Here is a 23,195-nt window from a genome sequence, read left to right as displayed (position 1 = left end):
TCGGGCGAGTAAACCCTCATCACCATAAATGACTCCTTCTGGCCGGTCCCCTGCGGGGCCGGATCGAAGGTGTCCACCTACAAGGGGGAAGCCCCATCCTCCGGGATCGCGGCCTGGTTGATCCGCAGCTCCTGCTTGTCGAATGGATCGAAGCGCGGCAACTCCAACCCGGCCGGCAATGTCATGGCATGCAGATCTCGAAGGATGCCACCCAACTCCCCGTACGAGGCTTTCCGCTCCCCCTCGACGATCAGGTGCCAGAACGTCACCGGGTGCCCGTCGATCGAGAGCGGCTGTTCCAAGTCTTCAACCAGACGGGCAGCCGGGAACCCTTCCCCCTCCAACCACCGAGAGACGGACACCTCCGTACGGGCTTTGGGTAGCCAGGCCTCCCCACGAGCCACACGCACGACCACCGGCGCCGAAGCCAGCCGAAACAGCGCGTTCTCGCCGAGCCGGATCAGCTCTGCGCCCCTGTCATCCAGCCCCGCCGCCTGGCACGCGGCTCTCATCACCCACGTAGCCCTCGCCGACGTGAACCCCTCGTCCGTCCGAGCAGCGTCAACCGCCATGCCCGTACCAGCTCCCCTAGTCGCGCGCGATCAACCAGCGCACGTCTACGGGTGACCAACCCGCGTGCGCCGGACACACCTCCGACCGTATCGACTGAAGCCACCTAATGCGAGGCCGAGATCACGGGAAGAGCACCGAGTCGACTTGCAATGGCCCCAATTGTCAATTCTCGTAAGCGGAGCTCATTCTGCGCGATTCGCCCCACCCGAAGTTAGACCATCACCACGCAGGTCAACGGAAAGCATCCGCCGAAAAGGGTTAGCCAGGGTACGCGACTTCCGGCTCGCATCCCAATATCCCAACGACAGGACAGCAGTCACTGTCGCCACAATCATCAAGATCAACTTCCATCCCAGCAATGCAATTGCCAGCTCCAGAGATAGAAGCAAATAGCATGGGATAAAGAAGAGATTCGTCAAGGCGATAAGAACCTCCACCACCTCTGACGAGTAGTCCGACCTTTGATCATAGAACGTTAGACTCAACCACAGCACGGAAGAGGCGAAGAAGATCAGGCTGGCAATCCCCGCCACATTCGCCAGAATGTCATTCATTGGCGGGACCCACGAAGGCCGATCGGAGAATCCAACAGCTAATGCACGTGTGGCCGCTAGAGCGTAAAGCACGAGCACAAAACTGAGTGTAGCCCCTTTGAGCACTCTCTTCAGCGCCGTTGGCGGGTTCGGAGGAGCAGTGTGCGCAGCGCGCCAGAGGTCCTTGGTCAGCGGATCACTCATATTTTTCGGAAGAACCAACCGAAAAACAATGAGACTTTCCACTTCCTTCGGAAGCATTTGCGAGAGGTGGCGATAGATATTAGGAAGGTGCCGGTGCTTACGGAAAATCTCAGCAAATTGGTCTCGACGCTCTTGGCCCGCCAATGCCGCAACCCATTCATAGACGCGCCGGCTATCGAATACATATCGACCTTGTCGAAGGTCTCTTGGGATGGCGTCTTGATTGTAGCGATGACGCTCAATCCCTAAAGCTGCTAGCGGAATGCCGATTCTGTGATCGATCATCCGAACTTCGATGGGTTCATCCGCAACGGGAGGATTAGGCACACACCCTTCGAATTGGTCAACGCACCCTCGGAGATGTCCGCCATCCAAGAGGAAGGCAACACGGCCAGCGATCAACCGAAGTGAGCTCGATTCCTCTGCACTATCCCAAACCCAATCGTAGTAATCTGACGATTCAGACGTCTCGCATTCCCTCAAAGCCTCCTCTACATCAGGTATGCGCATTAGGGAAGCGATGAGCCAAGCGGCGCGGCGGGCTGCAGGGGAAGTATTCCACAGGAGAGGCGCCAACTCCGTTGCTGCCGCCGGAGTGCCTATTCTGCCCAGGGCATCAATGGCCCAGATCTCTTGCCGCCCTTGCGCTGATACCGCAAGTTGTGGGATCGCGATCTCACCCATGGAGCGCAAGGCTGCCCTAGTACCTGCCCGCCGATGGTCGTCTTCTTCAAGTTCACTGAGGAGGAATGCCGCCTCCTGCCGGTCTGATGCAGCCAGGGCAAGCACAGCAGCATCCTGGCGTTCCGAAGGTACCTCCCAAGCAATTCTGCGAAGTAGTTCGAGGGTTTCGTTTCCGCGCGGAGTATTGTTCGCGGCTAGGGCGCCGAGCGCATTAATTACTGCCGAGCCTTCCAGCCCACCCAAGTCGAGACGATCCAGGAAATACTCAATGATCTCCTCTGCAAGGCCTGAATCTACTGAAGTCGTATCCGAGAGACTCTCTAGCGCAAGGATCTTACCGTCAAGAGAGCCATCGTGATAAATGGAAGAAATCAGCGATGTACAGTCGACACTAGCAACTGCGCACCAGAATTTTACTACTTCGCGCCACGCATCAGGGTCGCTGTGGTAACTCCTAATTAGACTACTCGGTGAGTCATGGAGCGCCTGCGCCGTGAGGAATTCCTGTAAAGTAAGGTGAGCGAAACCATATTGACTTCTCAGGCTATCCAAAGGGCGCAGCACCTGACTGCGGTCCACGATCTCATCCATGAGCGGCATGACATGGCTATTCCCAAGGTCGAAATCAGGGAGTAGTGAGCGAATGATCGCTTCTACACTGGTTCCAGATATAGCTAGGCGATCCCCACGTTCCGTGGGAGCTTCGTGCATCGCAAGCGCAATACGTTGCAGGACCAGCAGCTTACGATTTCCGTGATAATTCGAGATGGCCCTGCTTCTGCCGAGCTGTCTATCGCGGTCAAGCAAGTGGGAAATAGCCGCGCGGTAGAACCCTGCACGAGAATTAGGCAGAGGCCCGAACGCTTCTACACGATCACCCGACTGCAGATAGGCAATGATAGTAAGGAGCAGCGGGCGCCTCGCGATCCTCATGAGGTCGCGATTGCTCCGTAGTGATGCAATAACTCGATTGACATCCAAAGAATCTTCCGCTTTATTCCAGTTACTAAGGAACCTTCGCATGGATGCGTCATCGAACTCGGCGATGCGTACGACATAGTCGAACTCTGGGCTTAGTTGCCCGTCATAAACGGCGGTGCGACAAGTGACAATCATGGAGCAGTCAGCGTGAGTTCTGGAGAAGTCGCGCAGCTCCCTCTCAACTCGCTCCCGATCATCTCTACCGACTTCATCAAGACCGTCGAAGAATAATCGCAAACGGCCGGCGGAGAGCATCTTGTCCACAAGTGAAGCGGCGCCACTCACGTTAGCCTGATTGAACTCCGCAACAATAAAGTCTCTAATGGTATCGTGCGAAGCATTGCACTTATGCAGGCTGACAATCACTGGTACTTTATTGTCGTCTCCATCCTCTAGCCAGCGAAGGATTTCTGACTTCAACAACAGGGACTTACCAGCCCCCGGCTCGCCTAGAACGACAACGCGGGAACTGTTAAAAAGGGTCTCACTCATGTCCGCACGTTCAGTTCCGATGGCGGATTGCAGAGGGACGTATACGCGCCGTACATCGATATTCGCCGTATCAAATCCCAGCGGATGCTTTGCATGCCACAGCTCAGCCCGCTGGCGATACCGTCGAAGCTGCCGTCCACTGACTCGTCGCACCGCACTCTTCCGATAGAAGATCGCGCTGACCGAGCGCGCTGCGAAACCCTTCATTAGCTCACTAAAGTAAGCCGCTAGAAGGAAGATCGCTACGAAGACGATCGCGGCGACACCAACACCATACGGCAGCACTTTGTCGAATTCAGACCCCACGCTGGCATCATAGAGGCCCGGTGGGTGCCGAGAGGCAGAAATCGCCAATGGGACCAGAAGTCATCGTCAAGGCATGTCAATGCGGTCCGTGCCTGAGTTGGAACCCGACAGCGCAAGGGCCTCACCCCCGCGCCCACCACTGCACCCTTCAGGTTGCGATAGTCGCCAACGAGCCTCAACGAAGGGCAGCGGAGCCCAGACCCACGCCGCCTCCGAGTGGATGGCAGAGGACCCTCCCAGGTCCCGCAGAGGCGTGCAGGGCTCACGTTGCTGTACCGGCTGCCGTGTACTCCAAGCCCCGACAGCAGCCACCTCACCCTCGCTCGCCCCGCCAGAGCATTCACCACCCGAATGAGTGCGTCACTCACTCCGGTGCTCGTGTCCACTCGGCGCCGACGCAGCATTCTTGACCGCGGGAGGAAGCAGGTTCTTCCCGGTCGGACCGCCTGGTGTGACTGTGTGCCCTGCGGGCATGCCGGGGACTATGAATCGGCCTTGGAACGTTACTCCACATCTATGCCGTAGTCCCGGACAAGCTGTTCCAGGCCACTCGTGTAACCCTTGCCGCCAAGCACGAAGTCCCAGTCGCCACTCGACCTGCGCCGGAAGGAGCCAAGCACCAACGCGGTCTCTAGGACCCGCCCGTCGGAGACTTCAAGCCGACCGAGCTCGTTCATCGCCGGGTCTAGCAGTCTGATGCAGGCGTCGGAGAACTCGGAAAGGTCGGCCTCTGGGTTCACCTCCGGGTCCACGGCCGCCACCAGCACGAACCGGTCAGCTGCCTCTGGCAGCGCATCAAAAGTGACGCGAATGGCTGCCTTGTCCGGCTCGGTAGCCGGCACCGCGCGTACAGAACCGTCCGGCGTTTCCGGGTTGTTGAAGAACACGAAGTGGTCTTCACTGAGGACTCTGCTGCCACGGCAGACCAGCGCGCACACGTCGAGTGCGACGTTGCCGGACCATGTCATGCCCAGCACGTTGTAGTCGTCAGGCGGAGCCGCAGTGCTGGACCGTGTCGGCTGCGCCGGGGCCACCGTTCCTCCCTCGCCCAAGCGTCCACGCAGCCCATGCCTGTGCAGCAGATCGACGAGTTCGCTGCCCGAGATCAGCTCCAGGGGCTTGCCCCTGGCGAAGGTATGAGAGCCCGGACCGAATCCGGACGTCGTCACCAGGACTCCCTTGTTGGCGCCGATGTCCTGGACAGTGCCGTAGAGATCGCGCACGGCCGTGGGCGGCACCGTATTGCGGTAGCGCTTCACCTGTACGACGATCTTGCCGCCTCGGATGGGAGTCGGGTCCATCGCGTCGACGTCCACGCCACCATCGTTCGAGCGCTGAGTCGTCACGGCCTGCATTCCCATGGCGCGGAACAGATCGGCGACGAGGGACTCGAAGGCGATGGGATCCATGTCGTACAGGTTCGGCTCGTGATCGCCTCCATGGGCAGCCACAGGGCTACCGACGTCCTGGGGCTGCCGGCTCGGCCGCACGGAAGTGAGCTGATCGGGCCGGGTCGAGATCTGTCCCCTCAGCGCGTCGGTCAGGCAACTGACCGGGTCCACCTGCCCCAGATGGAGGTCCGTGAAAGCCGCACGCGAAGCCATGACGGTCGCCAGGAAGATCTGAGTCTGCCGCCCTGTCGCCGGATCGGGGGCGTCCACGAAGCCATTCAGGGCCACCGAGTCGAGGACGCCGTGCTCGTCCGCCGTGAACAGCTGATGCAGCACCAGCAGCATGCTCTGCCCCAGCACCTCGCGGTAGAGCGCCCGGCGCTGGCTCACCGGCCGTGCCGCTTCCTTGTACTGCTCCTCACGGGACAGATACCTGACTGACTTCGCTTCGGGAACCACGTCGTATGTGGGCAGTTCCCAGTCCAGCACCAGCTGCCGCGCCGCTACGTCGTAGGCCGCCGCCACCTGCCGAGGAAAGCCCTCCGGCCAGGCCGTCGACGCATAGAGCGCTGCGGAGAAGTACTCGACCACGGAGTCCGGGGCGCCCCGCCTGACCCCTTCGGTCACTTCCAGGACCCCGGCATTGTGCCGACGCACCTCGGCCCGCTGAGACTCCGTCCTCTGCTCGTAGTCCCGCTGCAACGCGGCTAACTGGTGCTGCCGCTGTGCCTCGGCGACCTGGGCGGCATGCCAGTCCTGCTCGAACCGAGCCCGCGCCTCGGCTTGTGCCCGCGCTCGCTGACTGGCGGTCCAGCCGCCCTGAGCCTGGTACTGGTTCGGGTCGGGCATCCGCACCGGCCAGGCAAGCTGCCCTGGGTCGAAGGGTGGGATCTCTTCCGCACGCATGAGAGACGATGCCCTGAAGGCCGGCGCCTGGTAGCCCGTGGTCAGCAGACTCTGCAGGGCTGCAACCTGGGCTTCCAGTTCCTCTGTACGCCGCCTGGCCTCCGCCTGTCGGTAGTCTCGTTGGCTTTGCGTGGCCAGCCGCTGGTACGCCCGGGCCTGCCGCGCCTCCTCCCGACGCCGCCTCGCCTCGGCTTCCACCTGACGTTGCTGCTGCCGCTGAATCTCAGCCCAGGCACCGACAAAACCACCAGAGCGACGACTCATGCGCTACAGGCCCTCCCCAGGACGTCGGCACAGCCGACCAAGCTCTAGTTGCCCCCGCAACCAGTAGTAACAAAACGACTGTATCCAGCAATCGCCGTCCTGAATATCAAGTTGCCAAAGCGATCAGAATGAATCGTTCGGGCTGGTCACTGCGCGCGTTACTCACGATGCAGCCTCACCGTGCAAGGAGGTCATCGAGGCCGACACTACTGAGCCCCCTCCGGGTCGAGGGGGGCTCAGTAGTCGCCAGAACGCTTCAGCGAGGCTCCGAGAGCCTCAGACCCACTCCACCTCTGAGTGGATGGCCGAGGCCCCTCCCGGGCCCGGCAGAGGCGTACAAGGCCCACTCTGCTGCTCCGGCTGCCGACGGCTCGAAGCCCCGACAGCAGCCAACGCAGCAGTCACCTCGTCCTCACTCGCCCGCGCCAGGGCATCCATCACCCGAACGAGTGCGTCACTCACCTCAGTGTTCGTGCCCGCTCGGCGCCGGCGCGGCATTCTTGACCGTGAGAGGCAGCAGCTTCTTCCCGGTCGGACCGATTTGTATGGCCGTATCCATCTGCGGGCACACCCCGCAGTCGAAGCACGGCGTCCAGCGGCAGTCCTCGACCTCGGTCTCGTCGAGGGAGTCCTGCCAGTCCTCCCAGAGCCAGTCCTTGTCCAGGCCGGAGTCGAGGTGGTCCCACGGGAGGACCTCCTCGTAGGTGCGCTCGCGGGTGGTGTACCAGTCGACGTCGACGCCGAACGGGACGAGGGCCTTGTCCGCGCAGGCCATCCAGCGGTCGTACGAGAAGTGCTCGCGCCAGCCGTCGAAGCGGCCGCCGTCGTCGTAGACCGCGCGGATGACCGCGCCGATGCGGCGGTCGCCGCGGGAGAGGAGGCCCTCGACGATGCCGGGCTTGCCGTCGTGATAGCGGAAGCCGATGGAGCGGCCGTACTTCTTGTCGCCGCGGATCTTGTCCCGCAGCTTCTGCAGACGGGCGTCGGTCTCCTCGGCGGAGAGCTGCGGAGCCCACTGGAAGGGCGTGTGGGGCTTGGGGACGAAGCCGCCGATCGAGACCGTGCAGCGGATGTCGTTGGAGCGGGAGACCTCACGGCCCTTGGCGATGACCTTGGTCGCCATGTCGGCGATCTGCAGGACGTCGTCGTCGGTCTCGGTCGGCAGGCCGCACATGAAGTACAGCTTCACCTGGCGCCAGCCGTTGCCGTACGCCGTCGAGACCGTGCGGATCAGGTCCTCTTCCGAGACCATCTTGTTGATGACCTTGCGGATGCGCTCCGAGCCGCCCTCGGGGGCGAAGGTCAGGCCGGAGCGGCGGCCGTTCCTGGTGAGCTCGTTCGCCAGGTCGATGTTGAAGGCGTCCACGCGGGTGGAGGGGAGCGACAGGCCGATCTTGTCGTCCTCGTAGCGGTCGGCGAGGCCCTTGGCGATGTCGCCGATCTCCGTGTGGTCGGCGGAGGACAGGGACAGCAGGCCGACCTCCTCGAAGCCCGTCGCCTTCAGGCCCTGCTCGACCATGTCGCCGATGCCCGTGATGGAGCGCTCGCGCACCGGACGGGTGATCATGCCGGCCTGGCAGAAGCGGCAGCCGCGGGTGCAGCCGCGGAAGATCTCCACCGACATGCGCTCGTGGACCGTCTCGGCCAGCGGGACCAGCGGCTGCTTGGGGTACGGCCACTCGTCGAGGTCCATGACGGTGTGCTTGGAGACCCGCCACGGCACCCCGCTGCGCTTCGGCACGACACGGGCGATCCGGCCGTCCGGCAGGTACTCGACGTCGTAGAAGCCGGGGACGTACACCCCGCCCGTCCGCGCCAGGCGGAAGAGGAGCTCCTCGCGGCCGCCGGGGCGGCCCTCGGCCTTCCAGGCGCGGACGATCGCGGTGATCTCCAGGACCGCCTGCTCGCCGTCGCCGATCACGGCGCAGTCGATGAAGTCGGCGATCGGCTCGGGGTTGAACGCCGCGTGGCCGCCGGCCAGGACGATCGGGTCGTCCAGACCGCGGTCCTTGGACTCCAGCGGAATGCCGGCCAGGTCGAGCGCGGCGAGCATGTTCGTGTAGCCCAGCTCCGTGGAGAAGGACAGGCCGAACACGTCGAAGGCCTTCACGGGCCGGTGGCTGTCGACCGTGAACTGCGGGACGTGGTGCTCCCGCATGAGCTCCTCGAGGTCCGGCCACACGCTGTAGGTGCGCTCGGCGAGGACGCCCTGCTGCTCGTTGAGCACCTCGTAGAGGATCATGACGCCCTGGTTGGGCAGACCGACCTCGTAGGCGTCCGGGTACATAAGCGCCCAGCGGACGTCACAGGAGTCCCATTCCTTGACCGTGGAGTTGAGCTCTCCGCCGACGTACTGGATCGGCTTCTGCACATGCGGGAGCAGAGCTTCGAGCTGCGGGAAGACCGACGCAGCGACTTCGGCAGGCATGTCGCGCACCTTCGTGAGCTGGACTGAACTGACAGGGGTGACCATCCAGACTAACGCGGTCGCGGGGTACCTCCGTACGCCGGAAGATCAGAGATCCGCCGCACCGTGCTTGATCCCGTCCCAGAACCCGGGCAGTTCCGCCTCCACGCGCAGCGCTCGCTGCTCCTCGCGCTCATGGAGGAGGCCGTAGGTGAAGGCGCTCTCCCCCGCCGCGTGGGCGACCGCGGACAGCTCGCGCAGGGCCTGCCGGGCCATGAAGCTGTCCTGGTGCTCGCCGAGCAGGTTCTGCAGCGCCTTCATGGACTTGACCATGGTCTTGGCGGGTTTGCCGAGGACAGGTTGGGCCGCCTCCGCCGCGTAGCGGGTGCGCTTGGCCTTCTTGCGTGCCTCGTGCAGCGCGACGTCCCGGTCGTGGCCGGGCTCCAGGTCCGCCGCCTGCCCGATCAGCCTCGACACCTTCCGGAAGTCCTTGCGCACGGCCTTGGCGATCGGCTTGCGAGGCTCCTTGCCGGCCGCCTCGAGCAGCGGTGGGTCGGCGATCAGCGCGTCCAGGGTGTCGAGCAGGGCCAGGTAGCGGCGGGAGTCCAGGACCCCGAGGAGACGGCCGCGGGCCCCGCCGTGCTCGGCGGCGGCCCAGGAGTGCAGGCGCTCGGTGACCGGGCCGCGGACCAGATCGGCGGGCACCTCGTCGACGGCCGCGGTCAGCCGCTCGGTCAGCACCTCGCGGTCCCGGTCCCGGCCCAGCTCGCCGGCGAGCCACTTCAGCTCGGCGGCGACGGGCTCGGTGACGGCCCGGTCGAGGATCGCGCCGAACGACTTGAAGGTGCTGCGCATCCGGCGGGTGGCCACGCGCATGCCGTGCACGGAGTCCTCGGCGTCCCGGCGGACGGCGGGGTCGAGCTCGACGATCGCGTCCCGCTGGGTGCGCACGTAGGCCAGCACATGGTCTCCGGCCGTCACCGGCCGCCGGACGTGCGGGGACTCGCGCCGCTTGCCCGGCGCCGTCTCCTCCAGGGCGCGGGCCAGCTTCGACGACGACGCCGACGGCCGTACGCCCGCCTTGCGCAACCGCTTCTCCACCTTGTCGAGCAGGGCCGGGTCTCCCCCGTCGGCGAGTTCCACCTCGACCTCGGTCCAGTGTGCTTCCCCGCCGCGTCCCGTGAGCCGCTCGGCGTGCACGGTGTCCACGCTCACCTCGGCGAGCAGCCGGCCGTCGGCGTCGAGCAGGTGGCGTACGTCGCGGGCGGAGCGCAGCCGGACCACCGGGAGCAGCTCGCTGTCGCGGACGCGGGAGCGGACCAGCGCCGCGAGCTCGTCGGGGAGGGTGTCGGAGAGCGGGGCGTGGATCTCTTCGCGGACGTCGGGCGCAATCGGGAACTTCAGGTGCCAGCCGGCGTCGGAACCGCCGGTGCGGCGGCGCAGGGTGACCGAGGACGCGGCGAGGCGCTCGTCTCCGGTGTCGTAGTAGGTGGCGTCGAGGTGGGCCACGCCCTTGTCGACCACGGCGGCGATCCCGCCGGCGCCGGTCAGGTCGGGGAGGCCGCTCTCGTCGGATTCGTACTTGCGCTCGATCTCGCGTTTCGTCTCCGCCATGAACCAAATCTAGTGGCTGATCGGCCGGTACAGCAGTGGTGCGTGCCCCCAGGGGGCAACGCGTTCAGCTCGTCAGCAGGGCCCGCATCTCCTCGCCATCGGGGAACGGCGTGTCCTTCACCGTCCGGGAAACGAGGTACACGTGTGCGTCCTCGAACTGGTGATACGACAGCGGCTCCGGGCCCTGTCCGACGATCAGCACATTGTGCTCCAGGCGCCAGCTGACGTACCGGGTCTTGTACCTGGGCTGCCGGATGTCGTGGTCCGGCAGGCCCAGCCGCTCGGTGAACTGCCGCACCACGGCGGCGCAGTGGGCGTCGAACTCCGGCCGCCAGGCGCCCTCCTCGCTGGTCCAGCCGGGCAACGGACCCCAGCAGTCCTCGTCGAGCAGACCGCCGTCGACGGCGTAGAGGTAGGCGAACGGCAGGTGGAGCGAGCCATCGCCGTCACAGGTGACGAAGTGTCCCTGCGGGGTGATGTGGGTGGCGTCCGGGACATCGGGTGCGTCCTGGTACGCCGGTCCTCGCACCGCCTGCGACCCGTCGGGCCAGCCGGCCTCCCGCATCCGCGCCTCGACGGCGTCGTCGTCGGTCAGGTCCAGCTCCGCCAGTGCGAGGAGGTGGCTCACCAGCTCCTCGGTCACCGGGCACAGGGCGACGCGCTCCCCGGACATTCCGCTCCCCCGTTCGGGCTGCTAGGCCGACATCGGCCGCTGCACCCGGATCGACTGCAACAACCCCACCGCTATCCACACGGCGAACATCGACGATCCTCCATAGGACACGAACGGCAGCGGCAGGCCCGTGACGGGCATGATGCCGAGTGTCATGCCGACGTTCTCGAACGTCTGGAAGGCGAACCAGGCGACGATGCCCGCGGCCACGATCGTGCCGTACAGGTCCGTGGTCTCCCGGGCGATGCGGCAGGCCCGCCACAGGACGATGCCGAGGAGCACGATGATCAGGCCGCCACCGAGGAAGCCCAGCTCCTCCCCCGCCACGGTGAAGACGAAGTCCGTCTGCTGCTCGGGCACGAACTGGCCGGTGGTCTGCGAGCCGTGGAAGAGGCCGGAGCCGGTCAGGCCGCCCGAACCGATGGCGATGCGGGCCTGGTTGGTGTTGTAGCCGACGCCGGCCGGGTCGAGCTCGGGGTTGGCGAAGGCGGCGAAGCGGTTGATCTGGTATTCGTCGAGGATCCCGATCTGCCAGACGGTGACCGCGCCCAGGGTGCCCGCGCCGAGCAGGCCGAACACCCACCGGTTGGACGCCCCGGAGGCCAGCAGCACGCCGAGCACGATGATGACCATCACCATGACCGACCCGAGGTCGGGCATCAGCATGACGATCAGCATCGGCACGGTGGCCAGGCCGAGTGCCTGCACGACCGTGCGGTGGTCGGGGTACTGCTTGTCGCCCGCGTCGACCCGGGCCGCCAGCAGCATCGCCATGCCCAGGATGATCGTGACCTTGACGAACTCCGAGGGCTGGAGCGAGAAGCCGCCGGGCAGCTTGATCCAGGAGTGGGCGCCGTTGATCGTGGAGCCGAGCGGGGTGAGCACCAGCAGGATCAGCAGCAGCGAGAAGCCGTACAGGACCGGGACGGCCGTGCGCAGGGCGCGGTGGCCGAGCCAGATCGTGCCGGCCATCAGGACGATGCCGATGCCGGTGTTCAGCAGGTGCCGGACGAGGAAGAAGTACTGGTCGCCCTGGTTGAGCTCCGTGCGGTTGCGGGTCGCCGAGTAGACCAGGAGCGTGCCGAGCAGCGACAGGGCCACCGCCGACAGCAGGATGGGCCAGTCGAGCCGCCGCGCCACCGAGTCACGGGCCAGCAGTCGGGTCCAGCCGGAGCGCTCGGGCCCGTAGCCGGAGACCTGGAAGCTGTTCACTCCGCCGGTCATGCTGGGCACCTCCGGCTTCCCCGGCGGCGCCGCCGCCTTCGGGTGTCACGGTTCTCGGGTGACGGCGGGGCCGACGTGACCGGCTGGAGCGGGTCCGCCGGGGCGTTCGGGTCCTTCTTGTCGGCCTTCTGGTCCTTGGCCGGGTCCTTCGGGACCTTCGGGGAGGCGATGGTGCCGTCCGTCTTGACCTTCGGCAGGGCCTTCTGCGGGGTGGGCAGCAGCGCCTTCTTCCCGTCGATGGCCCCGTCCTCGGAGACGCCGTACAGCGCGTTGTAGATGTTGCGGACGGCGGGACCCGAGGCGCCGGAACCCGTACCACCCTGGGAGATCGTCATGACGATCGAGTAGTCCTTGGTGTACGTGGCGAACCAGGAGGTCGTCTGCTTGCCGTAGACCTCCGCCGTACCCGTCTTGGCGTGCATCGGGATCTTGTCCTGCGGCCAGCCGCCGAACCTCCAGGCGGCCGTACCGCGGGTGGCGACTCCCGCGAGGGCTTCGTCTATCTCGTCGCGCGTCTTCTGCGTCATCGGCAGCTTGCCGTGCGACTCGGGCTTGATCGGCGTGACCGTCTTGCCGTCGGCGCTGATGACGGCCTTGCCCACGGAGGGTTTGTAGAGGGTGCCGCCATTGGAGATGGCCGAGTAGATGGTGGCCATCTGGATGGGGGTGACGAGCGTGTCGCCCTGGCCGATGGAGTAGTTGACGGAGTCACCGGCGCGCATGCGGTTGCCTTCGAGGCAGTTCTCGTAGGCGATCTTCTCGGCGTAGCTGCCGTTGCGCTTGCCGGTGCGGCACCAGGCGTCCTTGTTGGCCTTCCAGTAGTTCAGCTTCCACTGGCGGTCGGGGACGCGGCCGGTGACCTCGTTGGGGAGGTCGATGCCGGTCTCCTTGCCGAGGCCGAACTGGTGGGCGGTCTTGTAGAACCAGTCGTTGGCGTTCTTCTTCGGCTTGGTGCCGCCGTCGCGCTTCCACTCCTCGTGGGAGAGGGCGTAGAAGACGGTGTCGCAGGACACCTCCAGGGCACGGCCGAGGCTGATGGGGCCGTGGCTCTGGGACTCGAAGTTCTTGAAGACCTGGCCGCCGATCGAGTACGAGCTGGAGCAGTTGTAGGGGCCGTTGAAGGAGTACCCGGCGTTGACCGCGGCGGCCGTCGGGATGACCTTGAAGATGGAGCCGGGGGCCGACTGACCCTGGATGGCGCGGTTCAGCAGCGGGTAGTTCGAGCTCTTGCCGGTGAGGCGTGTGTAGTCCTTGGCGGAGATGCCGCCCACCCAGGCGTTCGGGTCGTAGGTGGGGTTCGAGGCCATGGCGATGACGCGGCCCGTCTTGGCCTCCATCACCACCACGGCGCCGGAGTCGGCCTTGTAGGTGGTGCCGGTGTTGCGGTCGTGCTGCTTGCGGGCTTCCTTCATCGCCTCGTTCAGCTGGTATTCGGCGATGCGCTGGACCCGGGAGTCGATGCTGGTGACGAGGTTGTCGCCGGGGTGGGCCGGGTCGGCCTCGGCCTGGCCGATGACCCGGCCGAGGTTGTCGACCTCGTAGCGGGTCACGCCTGCCTTGCCGCGCAGCGCCTTGTCGTACTGGCGCTCCAGGCCCGAGCGGCCGACCTGGTCGGAGCGCAGATACGGCGAGTTGGTGTTCTGCGCCTTCTTGATTTCCTCGTCGGTGACCGGGGAGAGGTAGCCGAGGACCTGGGCGGTGTTGGCCTTGCCCGGGCTCGGGTAGCGGCGCACTGCCTCCGGCTCGGCGGTGATGCCGGGAAAGTCCTCGGCGCGCTCGCGGATCTGCAGGGCCTGCTTGGCGGTGGCCTCGTCGGTGATGGGGATGGGCTGGTACGGCGAGCCGTTCCAGCAGGGCTGCGGCGTCTTGGCGTCGCACAGCCGGACCTTCATCTGGACGTCCTCGGGCGTCATGCCCAGGACCCCGGCGAGCTTGGTGAGGACTTCCTTGCCGTCGTCCTTCATCTTCAGCAGGTCGGTGCGGGAGGCGGAGACCACCAGCCGCGTCTCGTTGTCCGCGATCGCCACGCCCCGCGCGTCCAGGATCGAGCCGCGGACGGCCGGCTGGACGACCTGCTGGACGTGGTTGCCCGAGGCCTCCTTGGCGTAGGCGGCGCCCTCACGGATCTGGAGATACCACAGGCGTCCGCCGAGGGTGAGCAGGAGGGAGAGGACGAGGACCTGGATGACGACGAGCCGGATCTGGACCCGTGAGTTCCTGCCGGTCTCGGGAATGTTGGTCACTGCGGCTGCCTCCCCCTCTCGGTGCGCGTACGGGTGTGCGGGTGCGGTCGTGCGTCCGGGCACGGATGTGCGGATACGAGTGATGAACGACGGGCCCATGCGTCGGCGTTCCTACTGGACCGACCCGTTCGGGTGAACTTCCCTGCGGTCACAGCCGCTTGACCCCCTTGATGCGCCCGGCGCGTGCCATGCGTGCCCGGGCCGCCTTCACCCGCAGGCCGTTGCGCTGGCTGCCGATCTTGAGGCCGGTGCCGCCGGAGAGCCAGCCCGAGGAGATGTCCGTGGCCTTCGCGGCGGCCGAGGTCGACTCGGCGAGCGGATCGTTCTCGGCGCGTCGGGCCAGGGCCATGATCCCCGGCACCACGAACGGGGCGAGCAGCAGGTCGTACAGGGCGGCCGTGAACAGCAGGCTGCCGAGGCCCACGTGGCGGGCGGCGGTGTCACCGACGAGGGCGCCGACCCCGGCGTACAGCAGCGTGGAGCCGACCGCGGCGGCGACCACCACGACCATGGGGCCGGTCGCGGACTTGAGCCGGCCCGTCTCGGGTTTCGCCAGGCCCGCGAGGTAGCCGATGACACACAGCACGAGGGCGTAGCGCCCGGCGGCGTGGTCGGCCGGCGGGGCCAGGTCGGCGAGCAGGCCCGCGCCGAACCCGACGAGGGCACCGCCCACATGCCCGTACACCAGCGCGAGGCCGAGCACGGTGAGCAACAGCAGGTCGGGCACGGCGCCCGGCAGATGGAGGCGGGCGAGGACGCTCACCTGGGTCACCAGGGCGACGACGACCAGGGCGGAGGAGAGCAGGATCCGGTTGACGCGCATGGGGTGACAGCTCCTACTGCTCTTGCTGGTTCTGGCCGTCCACGGGTGCCTCGGCCGACGGCGTCACAGTCACCGTCACCGTTGGCCGGGGGGTCGGCTTGGGCTTGGGCGGGAGGACCGTGTCACGCGGGTCCTTCTTCGGGGCCTCGACGACGACGCCGACGATGTCGAGCTTGGTGAAGCCGACGTACGGCGTGACGTAGAGCGTGCGGGTCAGGCCGCCGCCGGAGGGGTCGACGCGGGAGACCACACCGACGGGCACGCCGGGCACGAACGGCCGGTCGGCCTGCGAGCCGAAGGTGACCAGGCGGTCGCCCTTCTTCACCTCTGCCTTGCCGTTGAGGAGTTCGACGCGCAGCGGGCGGTCGCCCTGCCCGGAGGCGAAGCCGAGCTCGTCGCCGGACTCCATGCGGGTGCCCACCGTGAAGTCGGGGTCGCTGGCCAGCAGCACGGTGGCGGTGTTGGGGCCGACGGTGGTGACGCGGCCGACGAGGCCGTCCCCGTTCAGGACGGTCATGTCCCGTTTGATGCCGTCGTTGGCGCCGACGTCGACGGTGATGGTCCAGGAGAAGCCCTGCGCCGCTCCGATGGCGATGACCTGGGCGCCCTTGATGCCGTACTGGCCCCGGCCGGCGATCTTCAGCATCTTGTCGAGCTGCTTGAGGCGGCTGCGGCTGCGGTCGTCGCTGCCGAGTCGCGCCTTCAGGGCCGCGTTCTCCTTCTCCAGCGCGGCGAGCCGGTCGTGCCGTTGACCGGAGTCGCGGATGGCGGAGACCGCGTTGCCGACCGGGTCGACCGCGGCCGAGACGCCGCTCTCGATCGGGCCGAAGACCGTCGCCGCGCCCTGTCGGGCACCGTCGACGGGCGAGTCCTCCCCGCCGCGGATGTCCACCGTGATCAACGCGAACGCGACGGCGATCAGCAGCACCAGGAGCAGCCGGCTCTCTCGTGTGTCCCTCACGTGCGGCGGCCGTGCCCTTCCTCATAGGAATTCGGGAAGCCCCAGGGAAACCCGAGGGGCTGCTTTGTGGGAGCTTATGCCTCTACATCAACGATCCGCCGTACAAGAGGAGATCGTCCCGTACGGCGGAATCGAAGAGTTATGTCATCTGCGCGGCTGGGCGTCCAGCACCTGCTGGAGCGCCTCGAACTCCTCGACGCACTTTCCGGATCCGAGCGCCACGCTGTCCAGCGGGTCCTCGGCGATGTGGATCGGCATGCCGGTCTCCCGGCGCAGCCGCTCGTCGAGACCGCGCAGCAGCGCTCCGCCGCCGGTCAGAACGATTCCTCGGTCCATGATGTCGCCGGACAGCTCCGGCGGGCACTTGTCGAGGGTCGTCTTGACGGCGTCGACGATCGCGTTGACCGGCTCCTCGATCGCCTTGCGGACTTCGGCCGCGGAGATGACCACGGTCTTCGGCAGCCCGGAGACCAGGTCCCGGCCGCGGATTTCGGTGTGCTCGTCGGAGTCGAGGTCGTACGCCGAACCGATCGTGATCTTGATCTGCTCGGCCGTGCGCTCACCCAGCAGGAGGGAGTACTCCTTCTTGATGTGCTGGATGATCGCGTTGTCCAGTTCGTCGCCCGCGACCCGGATGGACTGGGCGGTGACGATGCCGCCGAGGGAGATGACCGCGACCTCCGTGGTGCCGCCGCCGATGTCGACCACCATGTTGCCCGTGGCCTCGTGGACCGGCAGGCCGGAGCCGATGGCCGCGGCCATGGGCTCCTCGATGATGTGCACCTGACGGGCGCCGGCCTGGGACGACGCCTCGATGACGGCGCGGCGCTCGACGCCCGTGATGCCCGAGGGCACACAGACGACGACCCGCGGACGAGCCAGATAACGCCGCTTGTGGATCTTCAGGATGAAGTAGCGGAGCATCCGCTCGGTGATCTCGAAGTCGGCGATCACGCCGTCCTTCAGCGGCCGCACGGCAACGATGTTGCCGGGGGTCCGCCCGATCATCTTCTTCGCTTCGGCACCGACCGCGAGGATGCCACCGGTGTTGGTGTTGATCGCGACGACGGACGGCTCGTTGAGTACGATCCCGCGACCCCTGACGTACACCAGCGTGTTGGCGGTCCCGAGGTCGACAGCCATGTCACGGCCGATGAACGACATTGAGTTCCCCATCAGGATTCGTCTGGCCTTCCCACTAGCTTTTGAGGGCTTTTCAGGTAGGCAAAGGTGGGTGCTGTGACGTGAAGGCTTCCATCGTAGACGCGCCTTCGCGAACACTGCGGGAGGGTCTCCGCCATTGTCAGCAGATGCCGTCCGCATTCGCTTCTGGAGACGGGCGTTCGGGGACCATCGTTCCCTCGATCGCCACGCATATGCCGCAAAGTCCGAGGGCTACGGCCCCCGGACCTGCCGTATGTGCTGGTGAGGTGCGGACGCTACGCCCGGCCGGGGAAGAAAATCTTCACCTCGCGCTCGGCGGACTCCTCGGAGTCGGAGGCGTGGATCAGGTTCTCCCGGACGATGACGCCGTAGTCGCCGCGGATGGAGCCCGGCGCCGCGGCGATCGGGTCGGTCGGGCCGGCGAGCGCGCGCACGCCCTCGATGACCCGCTCACCCTCGACGATCAGCGCCACGACCGGACCGGAGGCCATGAAGTCCACCAGCGGCTCGTAGAAGGGCTTGCCCTTGTGCTCGCCGTAGTGCTGCTCCAGCGTGTCCTGGTCCAGGGTGCGCAGCTCCAGCGCGGTGATCGTCCAGCCCGCCTTGCGCTCGATGCGGCTGATGATCTCGCCGGTCAGGCCTCGACGGACGGCGTCGGGCTTGAGGAGGACGAGGGTGCGCTGGCTCACTACGGGCTCCTTGTGGGTACAGGTTTAGCGGTGGGACGAGATTACCCGGCGTGTCGGGGCGACTGTCACGCAGCGTCAGGTGTGGAGGAACTCGCCCGGTCGGCGAATCTCGCCTTCGCCTCGTCCACCTTCCGGCCGTAGTGCACCGACGCCCACCACAGGGCCGCGAAGATCGCCCCCAGGAAGTACATGGTCGGCACGATGAACCCCGACGCGATGAGCGCGATCTGCAGCGCCCAGCCGAGGGCCACCCCGCCCGGGCGCGTCACCACGCCGCACAGCACCAGACACAGGAACATCGCGATGCCGCTGACCGTCCACACGGTCGTCATGGACAGGTCGGGGTCCTTCATGGCGACCAGACCGGCGAACCCGATGACGAAGAACTCGCCGATCAGGGTCGAAGAACAGAGCGTGCGCACGGGACTCAGCCCCTCCCCAGGAGCAGTCGGGCCTCGCCGACGGTGATGACGGAACCGGTGACGAGCACACCGCCGCCGGAGAACTCGCCCTCCTCCTCGGCCAGCGTGATGGCCGCCTCCAGGGCGTCGGGCAGCCGCGGCTCGACCTGGACGCGCTCCTCGCCGAACACCTCGACGGCGATACCGGCGAGCTCGTCGGCGTCCATCGCGCGGTGGCTGGAGTTCTGCGTGACCACGACCTCGGCGAACACCGGCTCGAAGGCCTCCAGCAGCCCCCGGACGTTCTTGTCGCCGCTCGCGCCGACCACGCCGATGAGGCGGCTGAACTGGAACGCCTCCCCGATCGCCTCGGCCGCGGCCCGGGCACCGGCCGGGTTGTGGGCGGCGTCCAGCACGACCGTCGGCGACCGGCGCACGACCTCCAGCCGGCCCGGCGAGGCGACGGCCGCGAAGGCCTTGCGGACCGTGTCCAGGTCCAGCGCGTCGGCGCGCTGTGCGCCGACGCCGAAGAACGCCTCGACGGCGGCGAGCGCGACGGCCGCGTTGTGCGCCTGGTGCGCGCCGTGCAGCGGCAGATACACCTCGGGGTACTCGCCGCCCAGTCCGCGCAGCGTCACGAGCTGGCCGCCGACGGCCACCTGCCGCTCGACGACACCGAACTCCAGCCCTTCCCGGGCCACGGTCGCGTCCACCTCGACGGCCTTCTTCAGCAGCACCTGCGCGGCGTCGACCGGCTGCTGCGCCATGATGACCGTCGCACCCTGCTTGATGATGCCGGCCTTCTCCGTGGCGATCTCGGCGTGCGTTTCGCCGAGCCGGTCGGTGTGGTCGAGGTCTATGGGCGTGACGACGGCGACGTCCCCGTCGATCACGTTCGTCGCGTCCCAGGAACCGCCCATGCCGACCTCGACCACGGCCACGTCGGCGGGGGCGTCGGCGAACGCCGCGTACGCCATGCCCGTGAGCACCTCGAAGAAGGACAGCCGGTACTCCTGGGAGGCGTCGACCATCTCCACGTACGGCTTGATGTCCTGGTACGTCTCGATGAACCGCTCGGGCGCGATGGGGGCGCCGTCGAGGCTGATGCGCTCGGTGATCGACTGCACGTGGGGCGAGGTGTAGCGGCCGGTGCGCAGCTCGAAGGCGCCGAGCAGGGCCTCGATCATGCGGGCGGTGGAGGTCTTGCCGTTCGTCCCCGTGATGTGGATCGACGGGTACGACCGCTGCGGCTCACCCAGCACGTCCATCAGCGCGGCGATACGGCTGACGGAGGGCTCCAGCTTGGTCTCGCCCCACCGGGTGGCGAGCTCGGTCTCGACCTCGCGCAGGGCCTTGTCGACCTCGGGGTCGGCGGGGCGCGTGGGGACGTCGGCGTCCGGGGGGCCGCCCTGGGTGCGCAGGGTCCGGCTGCCGGCTTCGATGACCGCGAGGTCGGGGTCGCGGTCGGTTTCCTCCGCGATGATCTCGTCGAAGGGGTCGAGGGGGTCGGGCTGGCCGTCGGCGTTGTGGTCTGGAGGGAGCTCGCTCACGGGGCCCAGTCTACGGAGACCGACTGACATTGTTTGCGGTGGCTTGTGTCCCTGTGCGGCTGCGGGTCCGTGGGGGTCGCTCGCGCAGTCCCCCGCGCCCCTGAACAGCAGGGACGTGCCCCTGAGGTACAGGTGAGGCCCCGGGCCCGCCGGACGCTGTTGGTCAGCGTCCCGACGGCTCCGGGGCCTCACACACCGTGTGAACCCTTAGGGGTCCTTTCACTGTGAGCGTCCGATCAGGGCGCGTGGTCTGGTGCCGTGCGTCGCAAGGCGCCGGGAAGCTCTCGTAGCGGAGCTACTAGGGCTTTTCGGCAACGCGGCGAGGTGCGGTGCCAGGCCGCGCGACCCGGACGGGCATAGTGAAAGGACCCCTTAGCCCTGCGGCAGCCTCTCCAGCTGGGCCTGGATGCGGGCGATGTCCTCCTCCGCCTTGGCGAGGCGGGTGCGGATCTTGTCGACGACGTGGTCGGGGGCCTTCGCCAGGAACGCCTCGTTGCCGAGCTTGCCGTTGGCCTGGGACCTCTCCTTCTCCGCCGCGGCGAGGTCCTTCGCCAGGCGCTTGCGCTCCGCCGCCACGTCGATGGTGCCGGACAGGTCGAGGGCGACCTCGGCGCCGGCGACCGGGAGGGTCGCCGTGGCCGTGAAGGCGTCGCCCTCCGGCTGGAGGCGGAGCAGCTGGCGGATGGCGGCCTCGTGGGGCGCGAACCGCGTGCCGTCCAGGGTCAGCCGGGCCGGGACCCGCTGGCCGGGCTGGAGGCCCTGGTCGGCGCGGAAGCGGCGGACCTCGGTGATGACCGACTGGAGGGACTCGATCTCGCGCTCGGCGTCGGCGTCCCGGAAGCCACCCGGTGCGTCAGCACCAGGAACAGACACCGCCGTGGGCCAGTCGGCGATGACGACCGACTCGCCGCCGGTGAGCGTGGTCCACAGGGTCTCGGTGACGAAGGGGACCACCGGGTGCAGCAGCTTCAGCGTGACGTCGAGGACCTCGCCGAGGACCCGCTTGGAGACCTCCGCCGCCTCGCCGCCCGCCTGGAACGTCGTCTTGGACAGCTCGACGTACCAGTCGAAGACCTCGTCCCACGCGAAGTGGAACAGGGCGTCGGAGAGCTTCGCGAACTGGTAGTCCTCGTAGAACGCGTCGACCTCGGCGACGACCGAGTTGAGCCGGGACAGGATCCAGCGGTCGGTCGCCGACATCGTCGAGACGTCCGGCAGCGGACCCTCGATCGTCGCGCCGTTCATCATCGCGAAGCGCGTCGCGTTCCAGATCTTGTTGGCGAAGTTGCGGGAGCCCTGGACCCAGTCCTCGCCGATCGGGACGTCGACGCCCGGATTGGCGCCGCGGGCGAGGGTGAAGCGCAGGGCGTCGCTGCCGTACTTGTCCATCCAGTCCAGCGGGTTGACCGCGTTGCCGAAGGACTTCGACATCTTCTTGCCGAACTGGTCGCGGACCATGCCGTGCAGGGCGATGGTGTGGAACGGAGGGGTGCCGTCCATCGCGTACAGGCCGAACATCATCATCCGGGCGACCCAGAAGAAGAGGATGTCGTAGCCGGTGACGAGGACCGAGTTCGGGTAGAACTTCGCGAGCGACTCGGTCTGTTCGGGCCAGCCGAGCGTGGAGAACGGCCACAGGCCGGAGGAGAACCAGGTGTCGAGGACGTCGGTGTCCTGACGCCAGCCCTCGGCCTCGGTCCCGGGCGCCTCCTCGTCGGGGCCGACGCAGACGACCTCGCCGTTCGGGCCGTACCAGACCGGGATGCGGTGGCCCCACCACAACTGCCGCGAGATGCACCAGTCGTGGAGGTTGTCGACCCAGTCGAAGTAGCGCTTCTCCATCTCCTGCGGATGGATCTTGACCTTGCCGTCGCGGACGGCGTCACCGGCGGCCTTCGCGAGCGGGCCGACCTTGACCCACCACTGCATGGACAGTCGCGGTTCGATGGTGGTCTTGCAGCGCGAGCAGTGGCCGACGGAGTGGACGTACGGCCGCTTCTCGGCGACGATCCGGCCCTCGGCGCGCAGCGCGGCGACGATCGCCGAGCGGGCCTCCAGCCGGTCCAGGCCCTGGAAGGGGCCGTGGGCGGTGATGACCGCGTGCTCGTCCATGATCGTCAGGGCCGGGAGGTCGTGGCGCTGGCCGATCTCGAAGTCGTTCGGGTCGTGCGCCGGGGTCACCTTGACGGCACCGGTGCCGAACTCGGGATCGACGTGCTCGTCCGCGACGACCGGGATGGAGCGGTCGGTCAGCGGCAGCTTGACCAGCGTGCCGATCAGGTGCTTGTACCGCTCGTCCCCGGGGTGGACCGCGACGGCCGTGTCACCGAGCATCGTCTCGGCACGGGTGGTGGCGACGACGATGGTGTCGTCCCCGTCGCCGTACTTCATGGAGACGAGCTCGCCGTCGTCGTCCTGGTACTCGACCTCGATGTCCGAGATGGCCGTCAGACAGCGGGGACACCAGTTGATGATGCGCTCGGCGCGGTAGATGAGCTCGTCGTCGTAGAGCCGCTTGAAGATGGTCTGGACGGCCTGGGACAGGCCCTCGTCCATCGTGAAGCGCTCGCGGGACCAGGCGACACCGTCGCCCAACCGGCGCATCTGGCCGCTGATCTGCCCGCCGGACTCGCCCTTCCACTGCCAGACACGCTCGACGAACGTCTCACGGCCCAGGTCGTGGCGGGACTTGCCCTCCTTGGCGAGCTCCCGCTCGACGACGTTCTGCGTGGCGATGCCGGCGTGGTCCATGCCGGGCTGCCACAGCGTCTCGTAGCCCTGCATGCGCTTGCGGCGGGTCAGGGCGTCGATGAGCGTGTGCTCGAATGCGTGCCCCAGGTGGAGCGAGCCCGTGACGTTCGGCGGCGGGATGACGATGGTGTAGGGCGGCTTGTCGCTCTTCTCGTCCGCCTCGAAGTAACCCCGCTCTACCCAGCGCTCGTACAGCGGCCCCTCTACGTCGGCCGGCGCGTACTGGGTCGGCAGGTCGGTGCTGGGCGCTGGTGGCTGCTGCTGAGCGTTCTCGGTCACGGGGGTCAGTTTAGAGGTGTCACCGACCGGTCCCGAAACGCGTTTCGTTCGTAACGGTGGGGGCCCCGATGCCATGCACACG

Annotated in this window: 15 protein-coding genes; all 15 read right to left on the bottom strand. The window is 66.9% G+C overall.

What is annotated here, in order from left to right; translation table 11 throughout:
* Window positions 1-77 precede the first annotated feature (77 nt).
* Window positions 78-572, bottom strand: coding sequence for a phosphotransferase (locus HDC93_RS31560; RefSeq protein ID WP_311774670.1), 495 nt, complete (start codon window positions 570-572; stop codon window positions 78-80).
* A gap of 183 nt (window positions 573-755) precedes the next feature.
* Complete coding sequence (locus tag HDC93_RS31555; RefSeq protein WP_185014245.1) at window positions 756-3,773, bottom strand: NACHT domain-containing NTPase; 3,018 nt, start codon at window positions 3,771-3,773, stop codon at window positions 756-758.
* A gap of 503 nt (window positions 3,774-4,276) precedes the next feature.
* Window positions 4,277-6,334, bottom strand: a complete 2,058-nt coding sequence (locus tag HDC93_RS31550; protein WP_185014244.1) for a restriction endonuclease — start codon at window positions 6,332-6,334, stop codon at window positions 4,277-4,279.
* 463 nt (window positions 6,335-6,797) lie between these two features.
* A complete protein-coding gene (locus HDC93_RS31545) occupies window positions 6,798-8,762 on the bottom strand; it encodes a TIGR03960 family B12-binding radical SAM protein (protein ID WP_185014243.1) in 1,965 nt (654 codons plus the stop codon).
* 87 nt (window positions 8,763-8,849) lie between these two features.
* Window positions 8,850-10,355 (bottom strand): CYTH and CHAD domain-containing protein, encoded by a 1,506-nt coding sequence (locus HDC93_RS31540; protein WP_185014242.1) that lies wholly within the window; start codon window positions 10,353-10,355, stop codon window positions 8,850-8,852.
* Window positions 10,356-10,419: 64 nt separating this feature from the next.
* Window positions 10,420-11,028 (bottom strand): hypothetical protein, encoded by a 609-nt coding sequence (locus tag HDC93_RS31535; RefSeq protein WP_185014241.1) that lies wholly within the window; start codon window positions 11,026-11,028, stop codon window positions 10,420-10,422.
* 21 nt (window positions 11,029-11,049) lie between these two features.
* Window positions 11,050-12,252: a rod shape-determining protein RodA gene (gene rodA / locus HDC93_RS31530; protein ID WP_185014240.1), complete on the bottom strand. Its 1,203-nt coding sequence runs from the start codon at window positions 12,250-12,252 to the stop codon at window positions 11,050-11,052.
* On the bottom strand, window positions 12,249-14,495 hold the full coding sequence (gene mrdA / locus HDC93_RS31525) for a penicillin-binding protein 2 (RefSeq protein ID WP_185014239.1): 2,247 nt from the start codon (window positions 14,493-14,495) through the stop codon (window positions 12,249-12,251). The genes rodA and mrdA overlap by 4 nt, the downstream gene beginning before the upstream one ends.
* 148 nt (window positions 14,496-14,643) lie before the next feature.
* Window positions 14,644-15,318, bottom strand: coding sequence for a rod shape-determining protein MreD (gene mreD, locus HDC93_RS31520; protein WP_185014238.1), 675 nt, complete (start codon window positions 15,316-15,318; stop codon window positions 14,644-14,646).
* Between the two features lie 13 nt (window positions 15,319-15,331).
* The gene (mreC, locus tag HDC93_RS31515; RefSeq protein ID WP_185014237.1) at window positions 15,332-16,279 is read right to left on the bottom strand and encodes a rod shape-determining protein MreC; all 948 of its coding nucleotides are present in this window, start codon (window positions 16,277-16,279) and stop codon (window positions 15,332-15,334) included.
* Between the two features lie 144 nt (window positions 16,280-16,423).
* Window positions 16,424-17,443: a rod shape-determining protein gene (locus tag HDC93_RS31510; RefSeq protein WP_004001297.1), complete on the bottom strand. Its 1,020-nt coding sequence runs from the start codon at window positions 17,441-17,443 to the stop codon at window positions 16,424-16,426.
* Between the two features lie 275 nt (window positions 17,444-17,718).
* Complete coding sequence (ndk, locus tag HDC93_RS31505) at window positions 17,719-18,132, bottom strand: nucleoside-diphosphate kinase (protein ID WP_030836243.1); 414 nt, start codon at window positions 18,130-18,132, stop codon at window positions 17,719-17,721.
* 65 nt (window positions 18,133-18,197) lie between these two features.
* Window positions 18,198-18,554, bottom strand: coding sequence for a DUF4233 domain-containing protein (locus HDC93_RS31500; protein WP_185014236.1), 357 nt, complete (start codon window positions 18,552-18,554; stop codon window positions 18,198-18,200).
* A 5-nt stretch (window positions 18,555-18,559) separates the two neighbouring features.
* Complete coding sequence (locus tag HDC93_RS31495) at window positions 18,560-20,083, bottom strand: folylpolyglutamate synthase/dihydrofolate synthase family protein (protein ID WP_185014235.1); 1,524 nt, start codon at window positions 20,081-20,083, stop codon at window positions 18,560-18,562.
* Between the two features lie 372 nt (window positions 20,084-20,455).
* Window positions 20,456-23,113 carry a valine--tRNA ligase gene (locus tag HDC93_RS31490; RefSeq protein ID WP_185014234.1) on the bottom strand — a complete coding sequence of 886 codons (2,658 nt, stop codon included), beginning with the start codon at window positions 23,111-23,113 and terminating at the stop codon, window positions 20,456-20,458.
* Window positions 23,114-23,195: the final 82 nt, after the last annotated feature.

It is taken from the genome of Streptomyces sp. AK010 (genome assembly GCF_014207295.1).
Lineage (GTDB): Bacteria > Actinomycetota > Actinomycetes > Streptomycetales > Streptomycetaceae > Streptomyces > Streptomyces massasporeus.
Note: the sequence above shows the minus strand (reverse complement) of the source record. Positions and strands in the feature narration are given on the sequence as shown.